A 19,511-nucleotide genomic window follows, 5' to 3' on the forward strand; every position below is an offset into this window, starting at 1 on the left:
CCTTAAGCAGGTTCAATCAATTGAAACCTTTCTTTTTCCTACTTATGTTTCATCCATAGAGGGATCGTAAAAGCGGAAGTTGTTGCGGCCAGAATTTTTCACCGCGTACATGGCTAAATCGGCCCGTTTGGTCAGTGTCTCTAGATCCTCACCATGTTGGGGAAAGAGACTAATGCCGACACTGGTACCGATATGGGCAGTATGTTTGCCCAATATAAAGGGGGTTCGCATGAGCTCAATAATCTTTTGAGCAACAATGGCGGGTTCCTCTGTTGAGGCAAGATCTTTTAGGATTACTGTAAACTCATCCCCCCCCAAGCGGGCCACCGTATCGTTGCTGCGCAAGCAGCCTGAAATGCGCTTGGATACTTCAATAAGCAGCATGTCACCAACATCATGTCCCTGAGTGTCGTTGACCTGTTTGAACTTATCTAAGTCTAAAAACATCAGCGCCATTTCCCCCCCTTTACGCTGCCCGTGGGAGATGGCCTGATCCATACGTTCATTAAATAACATGCGGTTGGGTAGGCCTGTAAGTGCATCAAAGTGGGCAAGTTTTTGTAGTTTTTCTTTCTCTTCCAAACGTTTGGAAATATTGGTGGCAACGGCAACAAAAACGGGGGGCTGTTCACCATGGGAGAGCTGTAGACGGATCTCTACCGGCCGGGATTTTCCCTCTTTATTGAACATGCGGGTTTCAAAAACAATGCGCTCTTCTTCATGATTGAGTAGTTTGGCTAGATCTTCCTTGAACGCCGCAGGATCCATTTCTGGAATTAATTCGGTAAAAACCAGTTCTGTAAGTTCATCATGGGAGTAGCGTAAGCGACGCCGTGCACCATCACTGACTTGAAGCATTTTCAGTGAACGCGAGTCAAAAATGTAGATGGCGTTCATCGAGCCACCCATGACCCGGCCTAAGAGCTGGGTCACCTCTTCAGCCCGTTTACGGGAAGTAATATCCCGCATGGCGCCAATAATCTGTATGGCTTTACCCTGATCGTTGCGAATGATCTCCCCCATGGCCAGGATATACCACTCTTCCCCCGAGCTGTTGATCATGGTTTGTTCAACGGTAAAGCGATCTTCATCTTCATCCAGGGCAATGGCCCCTAATGTTTCGAGCAGGTGGCGCTGTCCAGCTTCATCATAACGACTTAGTAGGGATTCTAACCCCACATCCCGCTCTTGATCACTTAAGCTCAGTAGTTTGAGGCTACCATCAGAAAAATGCAGCTGCCCCTCTTGCAAAGCCCAGCTCCAACTCCCCATTTTGGCGATACCTTCGGCCTTAGAGAGGTTTGCTTTGGCTTTTTGTACAGCTTTTTCTGCCAGCCACCGTTCAATACCATTGGCCAAGGCTTGGGCAATATTTTCCAAAAAGATAATTTCACCTTGGAGGGCCGTATGCCCTTCAGGGGTATAAATGTTCATCACCCCCAAAACATCACCGTGGGCATGTATGGGGACACAGTAGTGCCCATAACTGGGTAGGCCTTCGTGAAATTCCTTTCCCATATCATCCAGGGTCTCAGCAAAGATAATGCATGCTTTTTCGACAGCTTGACTGCAGAGACAGTGCCCCAGTGTTGTAATGCGGCAAGCATTGGCAATAGATTCAGGTAATCCTTGCGAAGCTTTGAGGATAAGGCGTTTGGTATGTTCACGATCACGGAGATGGATGGAGCCCATCTCTTCCAGTGTCATCCACGGGCTATCCAAAACCAGAGCAAGAGAGCGTTCCAGGAGTTCATCCATGCTTTTAGCATTGATGGAGAGATCCATAATGGCGCTGACAGCTTGCTGAATATCATTAAGGAGCTTGGGTTGGGTTGTGTCACGTAAGGTTTCCACAACAGCCAGCAGGGTGCCATCGGCATCACGAATTTCGCCCGCCTCAAACAGCAGATACAGTTTTTGACCATTGCGGTTCAGGCACCAGTTTTCAGCATGCAGTCCACCTTGGACTGCGCTGGAAGCTTGTACATGTGGGTAGATCTTAACAGCCTCTTCCAGCCCATCTGCAAGGAGTGTATCGGCTAGGCAGGGGCGGGGTTCCTTGTAAAAGCCACGCCAGTGATCTCGGGTACCAATGACCTCCGATGCTTTGAGACCCGTTAAGGTCTCACAGGCGTTATTCCACAAGATAACCTGATGGTTTTTATCAATGGCAAAGGCAGCTACCGAAAGATTGGCAAACACCTGTTGCAGTATTTGATGTTGATTGCTTTCCAGTTCGCTCACACCCACATGGCATGGCAGTGATGGCCACACCCCCCCAGCAAGTAAACCCCACAGAACAATCTGGATTTGATCGACCTTTTTATGGTCCGATATGTCCAGCTTTACGGATAACCGTACTCAATGAGTGCTCTGGTTTGTGCCCTGATGCACAGAAGTTGTTTTTTTTATTAGAAATGCATTCTATCACACTGAGTTTTTTTTTGAAGGCATGCTACGGTTTTTTCAGGATGATTGTGGTTTATGTCTGAATTCCTCGGGATGAAAGGTGTGTTTTTGTTTTGGATCAAGTTTTGAAGGGGGTATGCTGTAGTTTGGGCCACATTACCATCGTGCTGATTTTTGGTTGGGAGTCTCTACAATGAAGCGTCGTACATTCATTAAAGGATCGATCACCACCGCGGGTGCCGCGGTTGCCACCACGCTTTTGCCCGAACCTGCTCAAGCGGGTATGAAGCGTCCTCGCATTCAACAGTATCGCAAACTCGGGAAAACTGACATCAAGATGAGCGATATCAGTTTTGGTGCTGGGCGTTTACGCAGTGGTTCCTTGGTACTGCGGGCAATCCACCGTGGGGTGAATTATATTGATACATCCCCTGACTATGGCCCCAGTGAAGAGGCCATTGGTGAAGCGCTGGCCAAATATAAAAAACGCGATAAGCTGATTATCGCCTCTAAATTTTGCCAGCCCAGCCACCATTTACCGTTTGGTACGCGCAAAGCTGAATATATTTCCGCGGTAGAGGGTAGCCTCAAACGTTTGGGCACGGACTATATCGATGTGGTTTTTACCCATGCTATGGGTGGAGAGCGAAGTTTGGAGAAAGAACAACAGCGTCTGAATGATCCTGAGATGCTGGCGGCCTATGCGCAACTTAAACAAGAGGGCAAGGTGCGCTACTTAGCGACTTCCAGTCATGGTCCTTATAATATGGAGAGCTTGATGTTGTCAGCTGTCAAGAGTGGCCACTATGACATCATCATGCCCGCCTTTAATTTTATGCGTTTTCCCCGGTTAAAAGAGGTGTTGGATACCGCGCAGGCTAAAGGCGTGGGGGTTATTGCCATGAAAACCCTGGCCGGAGCCAAAGCCAGCGGTGGTGATATGGAGCCTGGGCGTTTTGAGCAAGCGGCTTTTAAGTGGGTATTAAAACATACTCAGGTGGCTGGGTTGGTGATTAGCTTCCGCAAAACCCAAGAGCTGGACCTTTATTTAGGGGCCTCCGGCCAACCATTTGCCGGTGCCGATCAGCAAGCTCTAGATCACTACGCGGCACTCTATGGTCATCAATACTGCCGTACGGGTTGTAGTGATTGTGAAAGCAGTTGCAGTGCTGGTGTGCCTGTTGGGGAAATCCTCCGTCAACGGATGTATTTTGAGGATTATGGGGATGAGAAAAAGGCGATGCAGCTCTATAGCCAACTTCCCATCAATGCCGAAGCGTGTGTTCAATGTGAACAGGCTGCCTGTCGGGATCAGTGCAGCTATGGTCTACCCGTCCAGGCTTCGTTAAGTGCTGCGCATCGTATGTTGACCTTGGAGGGATAGAGTGGTGTCAGGGGCTCAGGGGGAGATACCGCAACCCGCTGGCTGGGTGCGCGCAGCTTTAATCGGTTTATTACCGCTCTTGGTAATGGGGATTTGGTGGCATGGTCAACGCCATGTTCCTGAGCGGGATAGCTCTTTTATGCAAAAGGGGCCGGAAACTCAGGTCCAACAAAGTAGCATCCCCAGCCAGCTGTTGCACATGTCCCGTTTGGGTGAGGTACGTCATTATAACGAAGCCAACCTTTATGAGTACATCAATGGTCATGCAGAAGCTTATATTTCAGCCGGTTTTGAACGTTTGCAGGTTGTAGAGTTTGCGGCAAAGGGGGTTGAACAACCGCAGATGGTGGTTGACCTATACCATATGGGGTCCGCCATACAGGCTTTTGGTATTTTGCAAGATGAGGTGGGTGAGCAGACCCGGTCCGTTACGGTTGGGGAGATGGGATATGCCTCTGATAACCAGCTGCTGTTTATTCGGGGTCCTTACTTTATCAAAGTAAACCGTTTTGAGCGCTCCGTGGACCTTCTGCAGGCTTCCACCCTGTTGGCAAATGCTTTGGAAGGGCAAGGGACGGCACTGCATTTTCCTTTTCCTGACTTTGGCCAAGCGCATAGCCTTCACTATATCCGCAGTGACTACCATGGGTTGGACTTTTTGAAGGGGGTGGTGGAGCGCAGTTTTGGTGAGAAAAAGCAGCGTTTTAAGGCTTTTCTTATGCGGCAGCCTCAGGACCTGCTTGATCAAACCATTCTCCACATGCAGCAGTTCTATGGGGCAGAGGAAATTCCGTTTCACGCCAGGCATTACCAGAAGATGCCTTATACGGTGGTGGAAGATCCTTATGAAGGTAGCTGGTTTTTTGTCGCCTTCCATGACCATTTTTGGGGGGTATGGACAGAACCTTCAGATCTGCACTTAGCGGCACTGCACCGTATGTGGTCAAAACTGCAACAAGGTGAACCGCCATGACCAAAAAACGAAAGGTTAAAGGTGAAGGAAAAACCCGCCGCCTGTTTTTACGGGATGGTTTGATAACCACCGGTTTGGCGGTTGGGGCCGTTGCAACTGGTGGGCTGCTCTATAGTGATCAACCCATGCGAGCCAGCCGGGAAAAGGTGCTCACCTTACCCAACTACCGGGTTGAGGATAGCAAGCACTATCCTATTTTGGCCATTACCCGGGGGCAGGATGTTTGGGCCATGGCTTCAGAAGCGTTGGCACGTTTGGGGGGGATGGGGCGGTTTGTGCAAAAAGGGGAATCCGTCCTTCTAAAGCCTAATGTGGGGTGGGATCGCTTTCCTGAGCAAGCGGCCAATACTGGTCCTGAGTTGGTATCGGCTATGGTGCGTTTATGTCGTGATGCTGGTGCCAAGCAGGTTTTTGTGGCAGACCTCTCCCTGAACGATCCAGCCCGTTGTTTTTTCCGTTCTGGCATTGAAAAAGCGGCCCAAGAAGCTGGTGCTCAGGTTTTAATTCCCAGTAAAGAGGATTTTATTCAAACGGACATGGGGGGGGAGATCCTTGGTGTATGGCCAGTCATGAAGGTTATGCATCAGGTGGCTAGGGTCATTAATCTACCCATTGTTAAACACCACTCTTTAAGCAACTGTACGCTCTCGATGAAAAATCACTATGGGGTGATTGGTGGGCGCCGCAACCGTTTACACCAAAAAATTCATACCTCTATTGTCGATCTGGCTTCAGCGGTTAAACCAACGCTAACGGTGATGGATGCAACCCGCGTACTGATGCGTAATGGTCCCACAGGGGGGAACTTAGCCGATGTTTCTTTGGAAAATACATTGGTTGCAGCAACGGATGAGGTGGCTTTAGATAGCTATGGGCTTAACTTCCTGGATTTAACACCGGATCAGGTGCCTTATCTAAATATGGCCCAAGAACGGGGTCTGGGGCAGGTGGATTGGAAGGCGCTCAACTGGGTTGAGCGGCAAGTGGGGTAGGGGTGTGTTAGGACTGCGCAGCATACGTCGTATCTATGCGGTTTTTTTCTTTGGCCTGTTCCTATGGCTACTGTGGATCAGTGATTTTAAGCATCTTAAAGGGTATGCCAGCGACCTGCTGCTCTCTATCGATCCTTTAACAGCCCTTGCGACAGTTTTGACCAGTGGCACCCTCTATGGTGGGTTGTCGGTGGCTCTCATACTGGTTGTGGCTACCCTTTACTATGGGCGTTTTTTCTGCTCCTGGATCTGTCCTCTTGGTATTCTAAACCAATTCACCGGTTGGCTTTTTTCTAAACGACGAGGGGTGGATGCCACAAAGCTCAATGCTTACCGCACCATCTTTCGTTTAAAATATCTTATCTTGCTGGTGATGTTGATTGCCGCTGCTTTTGGCATGCTACAAATTGGCTGGATGGATCCTGTCGCATTGATGGTACGTTCCTTTACCACGGCTGTGCTCCCTGCTTGGCATCATATGACTGGTTTAGGCCCCTACACCAATACTCCTCTCTTCCAGGGCGCGGTTTTCATCGGTGGGCTTTTTGTTGGGATTATACTGGCCAACCGGTTTATCCCCCGTTTTTGGTGCCGTGTTCTCTGTCCTTTGGGGGCATTGCTTGGGTTGTTGGCGCTGCGGGCTCCCTATCGCATCCATCGTAATCTAGAGACCTGTACCGGGTGTAATAAGTGTCAGTGGCACTGTCAGGGCGCGTGTGATCCCCAAGGTGAACTAAGGATCAGTGAGTGTCATGCCTGTATGAACTGTATTGAGGCGTGTCCTGAAGGTTCTCTGCACTTTGGCTTGCCTGAAGCAAAGAGTTCAGCCCACCAACCACTGGATATCAGCCGCCGCCGGGTGGTGGAAACAGCGGTAGCGACTGTTGTTATGGTTCCGATGATTCAACGTAGTGCTTCAGGACGCACGCTCTCTCATGAAAAGGTTATTCGTCCCCCTGGTTCTTTGTTAGAAGAGGATTTTTTAGCCCGTTGTATCAAGTGTGAAGCGTGCATGCGGGTTTGCCCGACCAATGTTTTACAACCTGCACTGTTGGAGGGGGGCTTTGAAGGTATTTGGACCCCCGTTCTGAACAATCAAATAGGGTATTGTGAGCACCATTGTGTCCTGTGTGGTCAAGTTTGCCCAACAGCGGCGATCCGTCCCATTAGTGTGGCAGAAAAAGTGGGGGCCAAACCCTTTGAACACCCCACTAAACTGGGTACGGCCTTTTTTGATCGGGGGCGTTGCCTGCCTTGGGCTATGCAGACCCCTTGTATTGTCTGTGAAGAGGTTTGTCCGACCTCACCCAAAGCCATTTGGTTTAAAAAAATTCATGTTCAAGACCGCCATGGAAAATCTGTCCCGTTGAAACAACCCTATGTTGAACCAGATCTGTGTATCGGCTGTGGGATCTGTGAGAACCAATGCCCTGTGGATGATCTGCGCGCAATCCGCGTAACATCTGTTGGGGAAAGCCGTTCAAAAACCAATAAAATGCTATTAAAAAAGAGCTGAAATGTTCTCTTGTTAATGAATGCCTATCTCTGATCTTGGCTCGGTTCTAAGAGGTTTTCTTACGGCATCTGTTTTTTGAGTAGAGGTATTATTGTGGATGGTCGTAAACACAAACGCGATTAAGCTCCTTATCTTGTCTCTCTCTCCATGTTGTTCCATCGTCTGTATGGATGGTTTTACAGGTGTCTAACCCCATCAACATGGGGTCATAAAAAGCATATCCTGGCTGTTTAAACGGTGGGGGAGCTATGGCTTTTGACGCTGCCCAATCGTGTGGTCTCTCCTTGATGTGTGTTCATACCTTTTTTGCTCCAATCGAATTTTATTCGTCTTGAAAAGTTGTTGCAGGGTATGATGTATGCAAATGCGTTGTGGGTTTAAACCAGAGAAATGTTTGACTTAAGCATGTCTTAATCTGAGTTAAGCGCATGCTTGGATCTGTTGCTACGCATGCTTGAACAGATGGGTGTGCAGAGCAACCCTATGCTGGAAGAGGTCGTGACACGGCTTGCTCGTGGGAGCTTGCATGTGATTTTTTAAAAAAAGAGGCACCCAGAGGCTTCAGTTGATGACATAAAAAATGCCTCGGCATGTTGACACACCTTACAGGCCAGATTTTTATATAAAGATAAGAATGATCGATTGATCTGATGAGGTTAAAAGGGGGAGACCCTCTTTCACCTGGTTTTTTTATGAATGGAACTTCGCACTTATGTCCGTAACGCTCTCTCTGAACTATAGCAGTAACCCTGACCATCTACCTGCACGTGTGGTTTATATTCCTATCCATGGCCAGACAAATATAGCTGTCGGTGAGGTTGTGGTTGTGGTGGAAACCGCGAATGGGGTGGGTGAAATCCGTTCCCAACACAAAGGGGTTATTGAAGAGATCTGCGTCGATATAGGGGATGAATTAGAGCTAGGTCAGGCTCTGATATTTTTTTCAGAAGACCAGGAGGAGGATGAGCTGGATGAAGAGGCTGCCTTACAGCAAATCTCTAGCTCAGAGACAGTCCTTGCATCATCTGATACAGCAGATCAGGATTTATCGGAACCATTACATGCTAATTCATTAACCGGGGTCCGTCTTTACCTCAGTAAAGTTGGGTTCTGGTTGTTGCTGATTTTGCCGTTTTTCTGGGCTGGTTTTGTTTTGGTGTGGTTGGGTGAAGAGCCCTGGGGGTTTGGACAAACGCCTGAATTGTTGTTAACCGGGGGTCTTTTGATCCTGTTTCACATACTTCTTGAAAAGACACCTCTCTCTCCACAGTCAGATTATCTTGGTGCCAGTCTTATCGCGGTTGTCATGATGGGCGTTGCCTTGGGCCTTGGCATGGCATCGAGCACGGTTGGTACGTGGGAGAGGGACCTTGTGCAGTGGACATTAAAAATGACGGGGTTTGAAGAGCATGTCTTGGACTACACCCCTGTAGAGGGCATAAAGCCCCATGATGGTAAACTTTTGGTGGCCCACCGGGAAAATAAACCGGGTGACCGACGTTATGTCCATGGGGTGCTTTGCCCCTCTATGGCCAAAGCTGAGATACTACGTAAGATTATTCGCGAATATGAAAGTAAGCTCCGCAACCCCCGTCAAAAACAAGTGGCTGAGGCCACAAAACTTCTGCAGCAAGCGGATCGGTTGCGTTGCCAAATTATGGATTTGGCTTTTTGGCAGAAGCACGGCATTAAAGCGGGTGAACACCAGACCGTACATATTGTTCAATTAACCAACCAGGGCCTTTCCCGTATTGAAAGTAACTATGGATCAGGGTGGCTAGCCAGCGCCGTACTTTATTCAGCTGAAGTGAAGGCACGTTATAACAAGGTTGTGGGTACAAATGGCACAACCACCAGCAAGGCAATCCCCAAGCCTGCTGTACAGGTGGTTACCCGGCCCCGACCAAAGCCCACGGATGCTGAAAAAGCGAAGGGTTTTATACAAAAATTTACCTTTCCTGCGGATAGCTGTACCAAACCATCCATACCATCTTCCCGTGCTTCCATAGAAAAAGTTGGTCGTTTAATTGATCAATATAACAGCTGGGTATATTGCATAAGTAAAATACCTGAACATAATCTGGGTGCTATCAAGGAACTGATTGTAAACAAACTAAAAGGGAGTTGGAAATCAGGGGATGAAAAAGAAGGGCATCGTATTGTTTGGAGGGTTCCTTCAAGCTGCCAATGTTCAGATCAAGTGTTAGCGCTTTTTAAGAAAAGTGATCAACGTTTCAATGATAAAAGAAGAACGTTGAAAAATTTAAAAATGCGTATTTCTACATTGCAAAAAGCGGTGTTTAAGCGGGAGGCTGGAGAACAAGCTGAACAGAATAAACGTGATCGACGGGCCTATCGGGAAGCAGAACGCAGGGCCGAAGAAGCTTACGATGAGCCCTCCGTATGGAATGATGTCAACCGTATGGTACAAGAAGCTCCCTGGGCTAATCAGCCCCAGCAACAACCCAATTTTAATTCACCACCGGTCTATATGCGTAAAGGGCTTTATTAAACAGAGCGCTCTCGGTACGGATCTCTTCTTTGATAGGTGGTCAAGATTTTTTCTGGTGCTCTTTCTAAACACTATTTTCTGCCAAGCTGGTTGATTAAATGGTCTGTTTAGGTGGAGCATTGATATTCTTTTTTTAGATCAGGGCAGGCATTTTTGTTTAGACCGGAGCGGTATAAGTAACAAGATCTACCTTCATGGTATGTAAGGTTCTAACGCTTAGAAATAGAGACTTCTCTGGTTATTTTAAGGTTTGTATCCCCCTTTTTTTTAGGGCTCAAACCGCGCTATATTTAAACAGATTTATACTTTGGGTAAATCCGTCCATTTTGTTGTATAGGCTGGCGATTTTCTAAGCTGGCGCATCCCCCAAACAGGTTTGGCTTGGCCTTCTGCCCCAAAACGTATGGTGCCACGTCCCATCTCTTTATTAACGCGATCTAGGGTTTGCATTAACTTCCGACCATGTGGTAAACGGGGAGGAGGGGCAAACAGTGAGGGTTGAAAGTTCTGTTCATCGACCAATCCTAATAAAATAACCCCTGCTTTTTGGTAGCGGTAACCGGGTTTATAGATTGCCTCTAAAGCAGCATGGGTACCATCTAGCAGGGAGAGGGTGTCCTCAACAGGCTGTTGAAAAGCAAATGTCAGGCTATTTTTATATTGTTCATCTTGTTCGCTAAAACGATTGGTGGAAATAAAAACCTGCAAAGCACCGCATAGCAGACCATGTTTACGTAATTTCTCTCCAGCTCGTACAGCAAAGCTCGATACGGCTTCCTTTATATCCATAAGGTGGGTGACTTTTTGTCCAAAGGTACGGGTGGTTGCTATGGATTGCCGGGTTGGGGGGTGTTCTTCAAAGTCAATAACGGGTTCACCATTAAGCTCCCGAACGGTGCGTTCTAGGACTACATTGAACTGTTGACGAACCAGGGGAGGGGGCATGTGGCTGAGTTGGTGGGCGGTATAGATACCGGATTGATTCAGTCGTTTACTCCAGCGTCGGCCAACCCCCCACAGTTCATCAACAGGGAGTTTATGCAGCGCTTTTTTACGCCGCTGTGGGTCGGTTAGGTCTAGAACACCATTGAACGTGGGAAATTTTTTAGCGTAGTGATTAGCTACTTTGGCCAAGGTTTTTGTGGGGGCTATGCCTACAGAAACAGGAATACCGGTCCAGCGTTTAACTTGGTTATGTATATCTTCCCCTAGTTTTTTCCGTTGTTGGCTATGCATACCGTTAAGGTCAAGAAAAGCTTCATCAATGGAGTAAATTTCTACACGGGGAGCCAACTGTTCAAGGGTTGCCATAACACGGGCGGAAAGGTCTCCATAGAGGGGGTAGTTGGAGGAAAAAACGCGGATATTGTGTTGGGTGATCATATCTTGAATTTTATGTAGGGGTGCTCCCATGGGCACCCCCAACTTTTTAGCCTCATTAGAGCGAGCTACGGCGCAGCCATCGTTGTTAGAGAGAACAATAATGGGTTTTCCTTCCAGGTTGGGCTGAAAGAGTCGTTCACAGGAGGCATAAAAGTTATTGCAATCAACCAGGGCGTAGCTCATGAAAAAGCCTCATGGAGTTCAAATAATCAGCAGAAGGGGGCGTTGTTAGAGATTGCAGTACCAGCTTGCTTTATGAGCGAAGAAGATAAAACTTTCGAAAAGGGTTGGGGATTTTTAAGGGGAGCTCTGCTGTCCCTTAAACGGGTCTGGGCGGAGCCCGGTATCTTTTAATTTCAAGCCTCACAATGCGCGAAGAAGATAAAACTTTCGAAAAGGGTTGGGGATTTTTAAGGGGAGCTCTGCTGCCCCTTAAACGGGTCTGGGCAGAGCCCGGTATCTTTTAATTTCAAGCCTCATAATGAGTGAAGAAGATAAAACTTTCGAAAAGGGTTGGGGATTTTTAAGGGGAGCTCTGCTGCCCCTTAAACGGGTCTGGGCGGAGCCCAGTATCTTTTAATTTCAAGCCTGACAATGCGCGAAGAAGATAAAATTTTTGAAAAGGGTTGGGGATTTTTAAGGGGAGCTCTGCTGCCCCTTAAACGGGTCTGGGCGGAGCCCAGTATCTTTTAATTTCAAGCCTCACATCAAAAAGGGTAAAGGGTGGATAAAAGTTGATATTTTACCCTGTTTTAAAGGGGGTGTGATGTGAGGCTTTGGTAGCGATGTCGCGTAGCGACGGGCGGTTGTAACTCTCAGCACTCACCGGTTTTTTTATATCTGCCAGTAAATAAACGGTATTTTGTTTTTAAGGTATAAAACGTGATGGATTGGTATCCGAGTAAGTAACCCCTGTGTTTGATCTTCCCTGTATAATCACATCGGACCTTTTGGGCGTTCATTTCATCCCCCTAAAGGGGCTAACCGCCCGTCGCTATGCGACATCGCTACCAATGCCTCGCATCTCATCCTTAAACCCTCTTTAACGATCCTTTCCTCTCGTTCCTACCGTCTCTTTGATGCGAGGCTTAAAGACTAAACCTTGGGGCCTGCCCCAAACCCCGTTGGGCGCTGCCCAAACCCGCCGGGGTGCAAGCAGAGCTTCCCCCCGGCCCCCCCAATCCCTTTTAATCGTTTGCTCCGAGGGAGGTAAAGCGAGCTGGGAACATCTACGACGAGTTCGATCTAGCTGAAGGCGAATCTTGCTCGGCTTGCAGGCGCTAACCGCCCGTCGCTATGCGACATCGCTACCAATGCCTCGCATCTCATCCCTTCAACCCTCTTTAACAACCTACCTTTGTCATTCCTACCATCTATTGGATGCGAGGCTTAAAGACTAAATCTTGGGGCCTGCCCCAAACCCCGTTGGGCGCTGCCCAAACCCGCCGGGGTGCAAGCAGAGCTTCCCCCCGGACCCCCCAATCCCTTTTAATTGTTTGCTCCGAGGAGGGGTAAAGCGAGCTGGGAACATCTAAGACGAGTTTGATCTAGCTGAAGGCGCATCTTTCTCGGCTTGTAGGCGTTAACCGCCCGTCGCTACGCGACATCGCTACCAATGCCTCGCATCTCATCCCTTGAATCCTCTTTAACGATCTTTCTCTCTCGTTCCTACCATCTCTTTGATGCGAGGCCTAAAGACTAAACCTTGGGGCCTGCCCCAAACCCCGTTGGGCGCTGCCCAAACCCGCCGGGGTGCAAGCAGAGCTTCCCCCCGGCCCCCCCAATCCCTTTTAATNCAAGCAGAGCTTCCCCCCGGCCCCCCCAATCCCTTTTAATAGTTTGCTCCGAGGGAGGTAAAGCGAGCTGGGAACATCTACGACGAGTTTGATCTAGCTGAAGACGCATCTTTCTCGGCTTGTAGGCGCTAACCGCCCGTCGCTATGCGACATCGCTACCAATGCCTCGCATCTCATCCCTTGAATCCTCTTTAACAACCTACCTTTGTCATTCCTACCATCTATTGGATGCGAGGCTTAAAGACTAAACCTTGGGGCCTGCCCCAAACCCCGTTGGGCGCTGCCCAAACCCGCCGGGGTGCAAGCAGAGCTTCCCCCCGGACCCCCCAATCCCTTTTAATCGTTTGCTCCGAGGGAGGTAAAGCGAGCTGGGAACATAGGCTATGAGTTCCCAAACTGATGAACCGTGCTGGTTACCACACCCCAAATCACCAAATCAGCCTCTTCTGTCACCTCAATAGGGGGATAAGCACGATTCTCCGGCATTAAAAAAAGCTTGTTCGATCGCTTTTCTAACCGCTTTACCGTTAACTCCCCATCCAAAACCGCAATGACAATTTGACCGCTCTCAGCTTCCAAAGCCCGGTCCACAACCAAGATATCTCCAGGATGAATCCCCGCATCAATCATAGAGTCTCCCGAAACCCTCACAAAAAAAGTGGCCGCAGGGTGTTTGACCAAATGCTGATTTAAATCCAGCTGAGCCTCTACAAAATCATCCGCAGGAGACGGAAAACCCGCCGCAACCCGTGATCCCGCTAATGGAATTGGAAACTCTGTTTGCTCCACCGGGCTAAATAAATGCGCAACCCTAGGAGCACCCTCCGCCGCTAATCTCATCTCATCTACCCCCATTCTTTTGTCCTCCCTGACAATGTGCAATACCTCACCCCTCTCATCTAATAACTCCAACGTCCGTGCCTTGTTTGGTGTGCGCCTTACCCACGCTTTGCGAATTAAAGCCCGTAAATGCTCATGTACACTCGGCCCCTTAATACCTAACTGATTAGATAACTCCATCACCGTTGGTGGCAAACCATGGGTGGTAATGAAGGCATAAAGAGCCTCCCATACACGCTGCTGTCCTGGGCTTAACGGCTGTCGAGACATCTCAATATCTCCGAAGAAAAAAAAGGCGATACCTAATATTTATTAGGTATCGCCTTTTTGGTCAAGCAAAAGTTGTGATATAGCCTGTACGGTCAGTCATCTCACCCTGGGGGAGGATATGTTTTTAATGGTGACCTAAGGCTATGTAAAATAAGATGGTATGCTTGCTGTCGTTCCATGGCACCCTGGTTATGTCTAAAGTGAAGTGGTGGAGCCAGCATGGCTAAGCATTTCCAGGGCCCAGGCGGTCCAAGCGTAGCCGGTGGCGCTCATCAAACAAACGCTTAGCTCCCATATGTACGGCTAACATGGTTCCAAAGCCTGAACCAGCACTAACCATAAACATAATGAGAATTTGATAGTTAACCGCCTGTACAGGATCAGCTCCCGCCAAAATTTGTCCGGTCATCATGCCTGGTAAACTAACAATACCTGCCGCAGCCATCGCGTTAAGCATAGGGATGGTACCTGTACGTACCGCCTCTCGTTTAATTTCAAGCAGCGCCTCTGGCCAAGGCTCTCCGGATGCCAAGCGGGTCTCAATCATCAGACGGTTCTGCCATGCTCCTTGAGTTAAGCGGTCTAACCCCAGGGCAATACCATTTAACGTATTTCCCAGAGTAATGCCCAGAAGTGGAATAGCATACTGCGGCGTATACCAGGGTGTGGGTGTTACCACGGTCCATAACACCAAGAGCGTAATGACAAATGAAGAGACAAACATGGCCGATAAGCCAATACCAAAGCTCCACCAACCACTAAACCGGCGAGACTGACGCTGTGTGGCTTCACGCCCTGCCGCAAGCAGCATGACCATGCCCATAACCGCAACCCAACCCCAGTGGGTTTGGGCAAACAGTGTCTTTAGCACCAACCCCAATAAGGTCAATTGAATAGCAGTACGTATGGCTGCAATAATAATACGTCGGCCAATATTCAGTTGCAGGGCCACACTAGACCCTGCCATGGCCAAGACCAAAAGGGCAGCCAGCCCCAACTCCAACGGTGTAACCAACACGCCACTCATGGCTCTAACTCCCGAAAACCTTCCCCCGGTACCAGCTCAATCCTTTGGTCCGCAACCCGTAGCGCTTGTGCTTGATCGTGGGTAATCCATAAAAGTGTGGTGTTATGGCTGGCTTGAAAACCTGTTAAAACTTTTTCAACCAACTGCGCTCGGGTAGCATCCAGATTGGCTGTTGGTTCATCCAGCAAAAGTACCTCTGGTTGCCGGGCTAATAGCCGTGCAATAGCCATACGTTGCCGTTCTCCACTAGAGGTCCGGTGTATAGACCACGTCAAGCAGGCAGGCTCTAAATGTAAGGATTCCAATAAAGGTTTGGCAGCTTCTGGGTCTTGAAAATGCGCACCAACGGTATCATGCCACCATGCACTTTCTGCGGGTAAGTAGGCGACACGACTACGCCATTGTGGTGCGGGTAGATCTCTTTGCGCAACGCCTTTCCAGGAAATTTGAGTCGTGTGGGGATCAAGGTCACAGATGGCTCTAAGTAATAGAGATTTTCCACTACCTGATGGCCCCATCACAGCCCCACATCCCCCAGCTGGTAAATGCAGATTCAGTGTGTGACCGTCAGGTAGCGTAAAACCATCAACACGCAAGCCTTGTTCACCCTTTTTCCCCAAGAAATTTGTGGGGTTCATTAGCGACATTTCTTTTCTTTCATCTCTGTTTTGCTGTACAATAGCGCATGAATAAATAAATCACGCCAATTTGGAGAGCTTACACCATGGCAGCCTTGGAATCATTGATTGGAAACACCCCACTTGTCGATCTTAACCGTTTGGTTGAGGGGTGTGCAGAAGGCGTTAAACTGCTAGCCAAGGTTGAGGGGAACAATCCTGGCGGTTCGGTTAAGGACCGTGCTGCTTATGGTATGTTTATTGGTGCTGAGCAACGTGGTGAGCTAAACGCAGATACCCATGTTTTTGAGGCAACCAGTGGTAATACAGGTATTGCCCTCGCCATGATGGCAGCCCGTCGTGGTTATAAGTTGACTTTGGTTATGCCAGAGACGATGACGGTCGAGCGCCGTGCCACCATGGCGGCTTATGGTGCTGATTTTCTGTTGGTTACGGCAGAGCAGGGTATGGAGGGTGCCATTGATCTGGTTAATGAAAAAGTGGCCAATGGTGAAGGGATTAAGTTTGATCAGTTTTCCAATGATGATAACTGGAGAGCACACTACCGCACAACAGGGCCAGAGATCTGGGATGATACCAACGGTCAGATCACCCATTTTGTGAGTGCGATGGGAACCACAGGGACCATTATGGGGGTCTCTCGAGCTTTAAAAGAGCGTAATGGTGAGATCCAAATTATCGGCGTACAGCCGGATGAAGGGTCACAAATTGCTGGGATCCGTCGTTGGCCAGAAGCTTACCTACCCAAAATCTTTGATGCTTCTCGTGTCGATACCGTTTTGGATGTTAATACCGAAGAGTCACGTGAAATGACCCGTCGTCTGGCTAAGGATGAAGGGTTGTTCTGTGGTCTGTCTGCTGGTGGTGCTGTCGCAGCCGCGCTTAAGGTGTGCCAAGGGTTGGATAAGCCCGGTACGGTTGTCGTGATTATTCCTGACCGGGGTGACCGTTACCTATCTACAGATCTTTTTGTGTAACTTTTACGTCCAAATCAGCAAGTCAAAAAAAAGGGGGTGTATCACTTGGATACGCCCCCTTTTTTTAAGGCTATTTTTTGAGCTTAGCCTTTTTTTCCTAACCATTTTTTATGGTTTTTATAGCGTTTTTGCGTTTCAATCCACAGCTCTTCATAGCGGTTGGAATCTGGTGTTCCTTTAGCAAAGCTGGTCACCGGTGCCCGTTTAACGCCCATCGCCTCAATAAGGTTGGACTCTTCAATAAAGTTACGGCAAAACAGCGGATGTTTGCTGGGGACCGTTTGGCTAACGACTTTATGAATGGGTTTATTCAGGTTAACCATATTGAAAAAAGGCAGCAGCAGCATTTTTTTCTGGTTCTGTTTTCCCAAAAACCTCACAAGGCGGTTGTAGGCCCGCAGAGATAAGGTGGTGGGGATCAGGGGGACCAATAGTACATCAGCAACCTCAAAAATACTTTCAGAGAGTAGTGTTAGACCTGGAGGGCAGTCCAAAAAGATATTGTCATACTCTTTTCGTAGTGGTTTTAATATACGCTTAATACCCTCTAGGGGTTTGCGTTGTTCACTGAGTAAAGTGTCAAAATGACGGTAGGAAAGATCCGCCGGCAACAGGTCCAGGTTAGGGTACCCGGTCATGCGTAGCAGCAGATCAAGGTCATGGCGACGCTCCAGTAGGCCGCGACTTCCCCCTTTAACCTTGGGTTTGACGCAGAGATAAAAGCTGGTGCCCGCTTGGGGATCCAGATCCCAGATCAGGGTAGAGTCACCTTGGCGTGCTGAAAGATAGGATATATTCACCGTACTGGTGGTTTTTCCTACCCCTCCTTTAATGTTATAAACAGCGTAAACGGGCATTTTGACGCAGACCTTCCTGATGGCCAATGGCATAGAGTGAGGCTATTTTCGCTATCTCTTCGGGCACAGTCAATGAGAGAACCGTTGAAAGCGTATTAGAGAGTGGTTATGATGCATGCGGTTTATTGTGGGTGTTTTTCAGAGTTATCCCACCTATCGAACAGCGGAACCACTGCCATTCGGGCATGATGATGCTACGATAATGCCTGAACAGTACCCCTTGATGGGGGCTGTGTGAGCAAAGAGTGAGTGGTGAATTTTGTGAGGAGTCGACCATGCGTGTTGCGGTGACCTATGCCCAACCTAAGCGCCAGCTACTGATGGAATTTGAGGTTCCTGAAGGAACGACAGTAGAGCAGGCTGTAGAGCGCTCTGGCATTATGAATAAATTCCCAGAGATTAACCTGGATGAGCACAAGCTGGGTATTTATGCCAAGATTGTGGAAAAAGATCAGGTTTTATTGGATGGGGATCGGGTAGAAATCTACCGCCCAGCCAAGGGTAAGCCTAAAAAGAAAGAACGCCCGGCTAAGAAAGCTGCCCCTAAAAAACCGGTAGCGGCTTCAGCAGATGGTGCAGCTGATGATAAAGCTGCAAAGATAGCGGCGATCAAGGCTAAAGTGGCAGCTGCCAAAAAAGCCAAAGAAGCTGGTGGTGAGGCTTCTGCGGAAGGTGGTGATGCTGCAGCTGATACTAAAGCAGCTAAAATTGCGGCGATCAAGGCTAAGGCTGCTGCGGCTAAAAAAGCCAAGGCAGCTGCTGCTGCGGGTGAGGCGGCCCCGGCTGAAGAAGCGGCCCCGGCTGAGGTTTCAGCTGAAGATGCCAAGGCGGCTAAGATTGCAGCGATCAAGGCTAAGGCAGCTGCGGCTAAAAAAGCCAAGGATGCCGCTAAGAAAGCAGCTGAGGAGTCGGGGGAGTAATCTTTCCTGGCTTATGCTAAATTGTGAACGGCTCTCCATTTTGGGGGGCCGTTTTCTATTGGTAAGAGGGTAGTCGGTTGAGTGTTGAGGGGTTACAGCGGTTTCGCATGACAGTGGAATTTGATGGAAGTGTGTTTAGTGGTTGGCAGTTTCAAAATAACGCACCATCAGTTCAGCAGGCTTTGGAGCAGGCGTTAGCGCCGTTGCATGATGAGATGATTCGGGTTCATGGTTCGGGGCGAACGGATGCGGGTGTTCATGCCACGGGTCAGATTGCCCATTTTGATGCACCGGGGCACCGGGATGCGGCGACGTATCAACGTATTTTAAATGTGCGAACACCGCACAGCATATCGGTTTTGGATTGTCAGGCGGTGGATGCGTCATTTCATTCACGATATGACGCGTATTATCGGCAATATTTGTATCGTATTGATACGAGGAGCGTTCCTTCGGCATTAAATCGAAGTCGGGTTTGGCATTTTCCTCATGAGTTGGATGGTGATTTATTGGCACAAGGTAGTGCTTTTTTGTTGGGTCAGCATGATTTTACGACTTTTCGGGCAGCCAGTTGTCAAGCTAAGACGGCGATCAAGCTCATGCGTTTGATTGAGTGGAATCGGGTAGGGGATGAGTGGCAGGTTGCCATTGGAGCCAATGCTTTTTTGCAGCATATGGTCCGTAATTTAGTGGGAACATTAGTTCTGGTTGGTAAAGGGGAGTGGCCACCGGAGCGTATGGCGGAGATTTTAGCCAAGAGGGATCGGGTATTGGCGGGTCCAACGGCACCGGCATGGGGGTTATATTTAACGAAAGTTTGTTATCCGGGGGATGGTGGGGAGTGTCCTAAGGTGACGCCAAAGATTGAAGTAAGTTAGTTTATCTTTTCCGTATGCATGATGGATTTTTTGTTTTTATTTCTGAGTTTTATAGAAGGAGGTTTGCCATCTCTATTTTCGAAAAGGGTTGGGGGATTTTTAAGGGGAGCTCTGCTGCCCCTTAAACGGGTCTGGGCAG

At 48.7% G+C, this 19,511-nt stretch carries 14 protein-coding genes; 8 read left to right on the plus strand and 6 right to left on the minus strand.

The window, feature by feature from the left end:
- Positions 1 to 42: 42 nt before the first annotated feature.
- A complete protein-coding gene (locus tag V5T57_RS16310; protein ID WP_332892314.1) occupies positions 43 to 2,244 on the minus strand; it encodes a diguanylate cyclase domain-containing protein in 2,202 nt (733 codons plus the stop codon).
- 358 nt (positions 2,245 to 2,602) lie between these two features.
- On the opposite strand from V5T57_RS16310, the gene V5T57_RS16315 reads away from it, so the two are divergent.
- From V5T57_RS16315 to V5T57_RS16335, 5 genes are all read left to right on the plus strand, one after another.
- Positions 2,603 to 3,793 carry an aldo/keto reductase gene (locus V5T57_RS16315; RefSeq protein ID WP_332892315.1) on the plus strand — a complete coding sequence of 397 codons (1,191 nt, stop codon included), beginning with the start codon at positions 2,603 to 2,605 and terminating at the stop codon, positions 3,791 to 3,793.
- Positions 3,794 to 3,797: 4 nt separating this feature from the next.
- Positions 3,798 to 4,766 carry a DUF6599 family protein gene (locus V5T57_RS16320; protein WP_332892316.1) on the plus strand — a complete coding sequence of 323 codons (969 nt, stop codon included), beginning with the start codon at positions 3,798 to 3,800 and terminating at the stop codon, positions 4,764 to 4,766.
- Positions 4,763 to 5,758, plus strand: coding sequence for a DUF362 domain-containing protein (locus V5T57_RS16325; RefSeq protein WP_332892317.1), 996 nt, complete (start codon positions 4,763 to 4,765; stop codon positions 5,756 to 5,758). The genes V5T57_RS16320 and V5T57_RS16325 overlap by 4 nt, the downstream gene beginning before the upstream one ends.
- A 4-nt stretch (positions 5,759 to 5,762) precedes the next feature.
- Positions 5,763 to 7,274, plus strand: coding sequence for a 4Fe-4S binding protein (locus V5T57_RS16330; RefSeq protein WP_332892318.1), 1,512 nt, complete (start codon positions 5,763 to 5,765; stop codon positions 7,272 to 7,274).
- A gap of 712 nt (positions 7,275 to 7,986) precedes the next feature.
- The gene (locus tag V5T57_RS16335) at positions 7,987 to 9,786 is read left to right on the plus strand and encodes a biotin/lipoyl-containing protein (RefSeq protein WP_332892319.1); all 1,800 of its coding nucleotides are present in this window, start codon (positions 7,987 to 7,989) and stop codon (positions 9,784 to 9,786) included.
- A 300-nt stretch (positions 9,787 to 10,086) separates the two neighbouring features.
- Here V5T57_RS16335 and V5T57_RS16340 read toward each other — a convergent pair whose 3' ends face one another.
- The 4 genes from V5T57_RS16340 to V5T57_RS16355 all read right to left on the minus strand — a co-directional run bounded on the left by V5T57_RS16340 (position 10,087) and on the right by V5T57_RS16355 (position 15,740).
- Positions 10,087 to 11,352, minus strand: a complete 1,266-nt coding sequence (locus V5T57_RS16340; protein ID WP_332892320.1) for a Y-family DNA polymerase — start codon at positions 11,350 to 11,352, stop codon at positions 10,087 to 10,089.
- A gap of 1,994 nt (positions 11,353 to 13,346) precedes the next feature.
- On the minus strand, positions 13,347 to 14,075 hold the full coding sequence (lexA, locus tag V5T57_RS16345; RefSeq protein ID WP_332892321.1) for a transcriptional repressor LexA: 729 nt from the start codon (positions 14,073 to 14,075) through the stop codon (positions 13,347 to 13,349).
- A gap of 223 nt (positions 14,076 to 14,298) precedes the next feature.
- The gene (locus tag V5T57_RS16350; protein WP_332892322.1) at positions 14,299 to 15,102 is read right to left on the minus strand and encodes an ABC transporter permease; all 804 of its coding nucleotides are present in this window, start codon (positions 15,100 to 15,102) and stop codon (positions 14,299 to 14,301) included.
- On the minus strand, positions 15,099 to 15,740 hold the full coding sequence (locus V5T57_RS16355) for an ABC transporter ATP-binding protein (RefSeq protein ID WP_332892324.1): 642 nt from the start codon (positions 15,738 to 15,740) through the stop codon (positions 15,099 to 15,101). The genes V5T57_RS16350 and V5T57_RS16355 overlap by 4 nt, the downstream gene beginning before the upstream one ends.
- Before the next feature lie 86 nt (positions 15,741 to 15,826).
- Between V5T57_RS16355 and cysM the strand changes: the two genes are divergently transcribed.
- Positions 15,827 to 16,717: a cysteine synthase CysM gene (gene cysM, locus V5T57_RS16360; protein ID WP_332892326.1), complete on the plus strand. Its 891-nt coding sequence runs from the start codon at positions 15,827 to 15,829 to the stop codon at positions 16,715 to 16,717.
- 83 nt (positions 16,718 to 16,800) lie between these two features.
- Here the strand turns inward: cysM and V5T57_RS16365 are convergent, their stop codons facing one another.
- Positions 16,801 to 17,574 carry a ParA family protein gene (locus V5T57_RS16365; RefSeq protein WP_332892327.1) on the minus strand — a complete coding sequence of 258 codons (774 nt, stop codon included), beginning with the start codon at positions 17,572 to 17,574 and terminating at the stop codon, positions 16,801 to 16,803.
- Positions 17,575 to 17,849: 275 nt separating this feature from the next.
- On the opposite strand from V5T57_RS16365, the gene V5T57_RS16370 reads away from it, so the two are divergent.
- Both V5T57_RS16370 and truA read left to right on the plus strand, forming a co-directional pair.
- A complete protein-coding gene (locus V5T57_RS16370; protein ID WP_332892328.1) occupies positions 17,850 to 18,494 on the plus strand; it encodes an RnfH family protein in 645 nt (214 codons plus the stop codon).
- A 107-nt stretch (positions 18,495 to 18,601) separates the two neighbouring features.
- On the plus strand, positions 18,602 to 19,372 hold the full coding sequence (gene truA, locus V5T57_RS16375) for a tRNA pseudouridine(38-40) synthase TruA (protein WP_332892329.1): 771 nt from the start codon (positions 18,602 to 18,604) through the stop codon (positions 19,370 to 19,372).
- The last annotated feature ends 139 nt before the right edge of the window (positions 19,373 to 19,511 follow it).

Origin of the sequence: Magnetococcus sp. PR-3, assembly GCF_036689865.1 — a bacterium.
Classification (GTDB): Bacteria; Pseudomonadota; Magnetococcia; order Magnetococcales; family Magnetococcaceae; genus Magnetococcus.